Annotated in this window: 3 protein-coding genes; 2 read left to right on the forward strand and 1 reads right to left on the reverse strand. The window is 69.4% G+C overall.

Annotated features, from left to right (window positions below):
• Positions 1 to 79 precede the first annotated feature (79 nt).
• Positions 80 to 940, reverse strand: a complete 861-nt coding sequence (locus tag RMN98_RS06370) for a PAC2 family protein (protein WP_309647966.1) — start codon at positions 938 to 940, stop codon at positions 80 to 82.
• Between the two features lie 172 nt (positions 941 to 1,112).
• Here RMN98_RS06370 and metH point away from each other — a divergent pair, with 172 nt between their 5' ends.
• Both metH and RMN98_RS06380 read left to right on the forward strand, forming a co-directional pair.
• Entirely contained in the window at positions 1,113 to 4,850 is a 3,738-nt protein-coding gene (gene metH / locus RMN98_RS06375) for a methionine synthase (RefSeq protein WP_309647967.1), read from the forward strand.
• Positions 4,851 to 5,531: an HAD family phosphatase gene (locus RMN98_RS06380; protein WP_309647968.1), complete on the forward strand. Its 681-nt coding sequence runs from the start codon at positions 4,851 to 4,853 to the stop codon at positions 5,529 to 5,531.
• Positions 5,532 to 5,682 lie beyond the last annotated feature (151 nt).

Raw genomic sequence — 5,682 nt, forward strand, 5'->3', positions numbered from 1 at the left:
CCCCCCCGGGGGCCCACGACATGGGGGTGGTTCCCAAACCCCCAACCCCGGAGCGGCCCGAGCCAGCCCCACCGCCCGATCAGGCCGGACCGGGATCCTCGTCGGAGCGCCGCTTGAGGTAGCGCTCGAACTCGCGTGCGATCGCCTCGCCGGAGGCCTCGGGCAGGTCGGCGGTGTCGCGGGTCTCCTCGAGGCTGCGCACGTAGTCGGCGACGTCCTCGTCCTCCTCGGCCAGCTCGTCGACGCCGCGCTCCCAGGCGCGGGCGTCCTCGGCGAGGTCACCGAGCGGGATGCTGACCTCGAGCAGGTCCTCCAGCTGGCCGATCAGCGCGAGCGTCGCCTTGGGACACGGCGGCTGCGCGACGTAGTGGGGCACCGCCGCCCAGTAGGACACGGCCGGCACGTCGAGCTTCACGCAGGCGTCCTGGAAGACGCCCACGATGCCGGTCGGGCCCTCGTAGGTCGACTGCTCGAGCTTGAGCCGGTCCACGAGCTCGGGCTCCGTCGCGGTGCCCGTGACGGGGATCGGGCGGGTGTGAGGGGTGTCGGCCAGGAGCGCCCCCAGCGTCACGACGAGCTCGCCGCCGAGCTCGTCGACGGCCGCGAGCAGCTCGGCGCAGAACTGGCGCCACCGCATCGACGGCTCGATGCCGCGGATCAGGATGACGTCGCGGTCCAGGTCCGGGGGAGAGGCGATGGCGATCTGGGTGCTGGGCCAGGTGAGGCGGCGGTAGCCGTTCTCGTCGGTGCCCACGACGGGCCGGTTGACCTGGAAGTCGTAGAAGTCCTCGGGATCCACGGCGCCGACCACGCGGGCGTTCCAGACGTCCATGAGGTGGTCGACGACCCCGGACGCGGCGTCGGCGGCGTCGTTCCAGCCCTCGAACGCCGCGATCACCAGGGGGTCCACCAGGTCGGGCGCGTCCTCGATCTCGATCACCGGGAAAGCCTAGTCGGGGTGTCACGGACCGGACGCGGGGACCGGCGAGGATTTCACCCGGTGATTCGGCCGGTGTCACCATTCGGGAAACAAGTCCACGTCCTGGGACGTGGTTCCTACGCTGGAGGGCCGGCCGTCGAGCGTGGCGCCGGACCGTCCGAGAGGAGTCCCGTTGTCCCGATCGCGCGACCTACGCCCCGATGTCACTGAGGCGCTCACTGCCACCCTGCAGGAGCGGATCATGGTGATCGACGGAGCCATGGGCACGGCGATCCAGCGGGACCGCCCTGACGAGGCCGGCTACCGCGGTGAGCGCTTCGCCGACTGGGCGAGCGACCTCCAGGGCAACAACGACCTCCTCACGCTCACCCAGCCCGAGATCATCGCGGGCATCCACCGTGAGTACCTCGAGGCCGGCGCCGACCTCATCGAGACCAACACCTTCAACGCCAATGCCATCTCGCTGGGCGACTACGGCATGGAGGAGCTCGCCTACGAGCTCAACTACGAGTCCGCCCGCCTGGCGCGTGCCGAGTGCGACGCGATGACCGAGCGCACCCCCGACCGCCCGCGCTACGTCGCCGGCGCCTTCGGCCCCACGACCCGCACGGCGTCCATCAGCCCCGACGTCAACGACCCCGGGGCCCGCAACGTGAGCTACGACCAGCTCGTCGCGGCCTACATGGAGGCCGGCCGTGGCCTCCTCGACGGCGGCTCGGACCTGCTGTTCATCGAGACCATCTTCGACACCCTCAACGCCAAGGCAGCGATCTTCGCCGTCGAGACCCTCTTCGAGGAGTACGACCGTCGTTGGCCGGTCATCATCTCCGGCACCATCACCGACGCCTCCGGCCGCACCCTCTCGGGGCAGGTCACCGAGGCGTTCTGGGACTCCGTGCGCCACGCCCGCCCCCTGGCGGTCGGCCTCAACTGCGCGCTCGGCGCCAAGGAAATGCGTCCCTACATCGCCGAGATGTCCCGTCTCGCCGACAGCTTCGTCTCCTGCTACCCCAACGCGGGCCTGCCCAACGCCTTCGGTGAGTACGACGAGGCGCCCGAGGAGACCGCCGCGATCATCGCGGAGTTCGCCGACAGCGGCTTCGTCAACCTCGTCGGGGGCTGCTGCGGCACCACCCCGGCGCACATCGAGGCCATCGCGCAGGTCGTCGAGGGCAAGCCGCGGCGCGAGCCCGTCGACGTACGCCCGGCGATGCGGCTCTCCGGTCTCGAGCCGTTCACGATCGACGAGGACAGCCTCTTCGTCAACGTGGGCGAGCGCACCAACATCACCGGCTCGGCGAAGTTCCGCAACCTGATCAAGGACGGCGACTACGACACCGCGCTGGCGGTCGCACTCCAACAGGTGGAGAACGGCGCGCAGGTCATCGACGTCAACATGGACGAGGGCATGATCGACGGCGTCGCCGCGATGGACCGCTTCCTCAAGCTGGTCGCCTCCGAGCCCGACATCAGCCGCGTCCCGGTCATGGTCGACTCCTCCAAGTGGGAGGTCATCGAGGCCGGCCTCAAGTGCGTCCAGGGCAAGCCGATCGTCAACTCGATCTCCATGAAGGAGGGCGAGGACGCCTTCCGCGCCCAGGCCCGCCTGTGCAAGAAGTACGGCGCTGCCGCGGTCGTCATGGCCTTCGACGAGGACGGCCAGGCCGACAACCTCGAGCGTCGCAAGGCGATCTGCGAGCGGGCCTACCGGATCCTGGTCGACGAGGTCGACTTCCCGCCCGAGGACATCATCTTCGACCCCAACGTCTTCGCGGTGGCAACGGGCATCGAGGAGCACGCGTCCTACGGGCTGGACTTCATCGAGGCCACCCGCTGGATCAAGCAGAACCTGCCGGGTGCCAAGGTCTCCGGCGGCATCTCCAACGTCTCCTTCTCGTTCCGGGGCAACAACCCGGTCCGCGAGGCGATCCACGCGGTGTTCCTCTTCCACGCCATCAGGGCGGGGCTCGACATGGGCATCGTCAACGCCGGTGCGCTGGTCGTCTACGACCAGGTCGAGCCCGAGCTGCGCGAGCGCATCGAGGACGTGGTGCTCAACCGACGCCCCGACGCCGCCGAGCGGCTGCTCGAGATCGCGGAGGAGCACAACAAGCAGGGCGAGAAGGTCGAGGCGGCCGCCGAGGAGTGGCGCGAGCTGCCCGTCGGCGAGCGCATCACCCACGCCCTCGTCAAGGGCATCGACGCCCACGTCGAGTCCGACACCGAGGAGCTTCGCACCGAGATCGCGGCCCGTGGTGGCCGCCCGATCGAGGTCATCGAGGGCCCGCTGATGGACGGCATGAACGTCGTCGGCGACCTCTTCGGTGCCGGCAAGATGTTCCTCCCGCAGGTGGTGAAGTCGGCACGCGTGATGAAGAAGGCGGTCGCCTACCTGATCCCCTTCATCGAGCAGGAGAAGCTCGACAACCCCGAGTACGCCACCGTCAAGGAGACCAACGGCACGATCGTCATGGCCACGGTCAAGGGCGACGTGCACGACATCGGCAAGAACATCGTCGGCGTGGTCCTGCAGTGCAACAACTACGAGGTCATCGACCTCGGCGTCATGGTCCCACCGCAGAAGATCCTCGACGCAGCCCAGGAGGTCGGCGCCGACATCATCGGTCTCTCCGGCCTGATCACGCCCTCGCTCGACGAGATGGTCACCCTGGCCACCGAGATGCAGCGTCAGGGGTTGACCATCCCGCTGCTGATCGGGGGAGCGACCACCTCGCGCGCCCACACGGCCGTCAAGGTCGACCCCAAGTACGACGGCCCTGTGGTGTGGGTCAAGGACGCCTCGCGGTCCGTGCCCACCGCGGCCGCACTGCTGCACGAGGACCGACGCGCCAAGCTGATGGCCGACGTCAAGGAGGACTACGACGCCCTCCGCGCCCGCCACGCGGGCAAGAGCGAGCGCAAGCTGCTGTCCTACGACGCCGCGAAGGCCAACGCGACCCCGATCGATTGGGACGGCTACGTGCCCCCTGCACCGAAGCAGCCGGGGATCCACGTGCTCGAGGACTACGACATCGGCGAGCTGCGCGACTACATCGACTGGCAGCCGTTCTTCAACGCGTGGGAGATGAAGGGCAAGTTCCCCGACATCCTCAACAGCCCCACCGCGGGGGAGACCGCGCGCAAGCTCTACGACGACGCCCAGGAGATGCTGGACCGGATCGTCGAGGAGCAGTGGCTGACCGCCAAGGGCGTCTACGGCTTCCTGCCGGCCAACGGGCGTGGCGACGACACCGTCACCTGGACCGACGACACCCGCCAGACCTCGGGCGTCGTCCTCCACCACCTGCGCCAGCAGGGCGACCACCGCGAGGGCGTGCCCAACCGGTCCCTGGCCGACTACGTCGCGCCCGAGGACACCGGCCTCGCCGACCACGTCGGCGGCTTCGCCGTCACGGCCGGCATCGGGCTCTCCGAGCGGGTCGAGGCCTTCAAGGCCGACCACGACGACTACAACGCGATCCTCGTCGAGTCGCTGGCCGACCGGCTCGCCGAGGCGTTCGCCGAGCGCCTCCACCAGCGGGTCCGCACGGAGTTCTGGGGCCACGAGGCCGACGAGCAGCTCACCAGCGACGACCTGATCGCCGAGCGCTACACCGGCATCCGACCCGCCCCGGGCTACCCCGCCTGCCCTGACCACACCGAGAAGCCTCTGCTCTGGGAGCTGCTCGACGTCGAGGCCGCGACCGGCATCACCCTCACCGAGTCGATGGCGATGTGGCCGGGCGCCTCGGTGTCGGGGTGGTACTTCAGCCACCCGCAGTCGCAGTACTTCGTCGTCGGTCGTATCGGTCGTGACCAGGTCGCCGACTATGCCGAGCGCAAGGGCTGGACGCTCGCCGAGACCGAGCGCTGGCTCTCGCCCAACCTCGGCTACGACCCGGAGGACTGAGTGCGGCCCGATGCTTCGGCCAGCGCCCCGACCGGCGCCCCGGCAGCCGTCCTGTGGGACATGGACGGCACCCTGGTCGACACCGAGCCCTACTGGATCGAGACCGAGTTCGAGCTCGCGGCGACGTACGGCGGCACCTGGAGCCACGAGCACGCCCTCGCGCTGGTCGGCAACGACCTGCTCGCGTCCGGTCGCTACATCCAGGAGCACATGGGCATCGCCCTGGAGCCCGAGAAGATCGTCGAGCTGCTCCTCGACGGGGTCGTCGCGAAGGTCGAGCAGCACGTGCCGTGGTGTGCCGGCGCGCGGGAGCTGCTGGTGTCGCTTCACAGCGCTGGTGTGCCGTGCGCGCTCGTGACGATGTCCTACGCGCGGTTCGTCGCTCCCATCCTGCGCGAGCTGCCGCCGGAGACCTTCGCCGTTGTCGTGACCGGGGACCAGGTCGACAACGGCAAGCCCCACCCGGAGCCCTACCTCACGGCGGCTTCCGCCCTGGGCGTCGCGCCGGAGGACTGCGTCGCGATCGAGGACTCCAACACCGGCACCACCTCCGCGGAGGCCGCCGGCTGCCAGGTCCTGGTGGTGCCCAACCACGTGCCGGTGGCCCCCGGCGCACGCCGCCACGTCCGTGCCGACCTCACGGAGGTCACGATCGCGGAGCTCGGACGCCTCGTCCCCTGACCCGTTTGGGGGACTCGGGCTGGTCATGGTCCTAGTACTCCTGGACAATGTCGTTCGAGCCATCCCCTGCGTCACTATGAGCGCACTCCGGGGATCGCGTCCTTGCGAGATCCCAGTAGGAGTAAGTCACCATGTCGCCCCGGTCCACCCT

It is taken from the genome of Nocardioides sp., assembly GCF_031397825.1.
In the GTDB taxonomy this organism is placed as follows: domain Bacteria; phylum Actinomycetota; class Actinomycetes; order Propionibacteriales; family Nocardioidaceae; genus Nocardioides.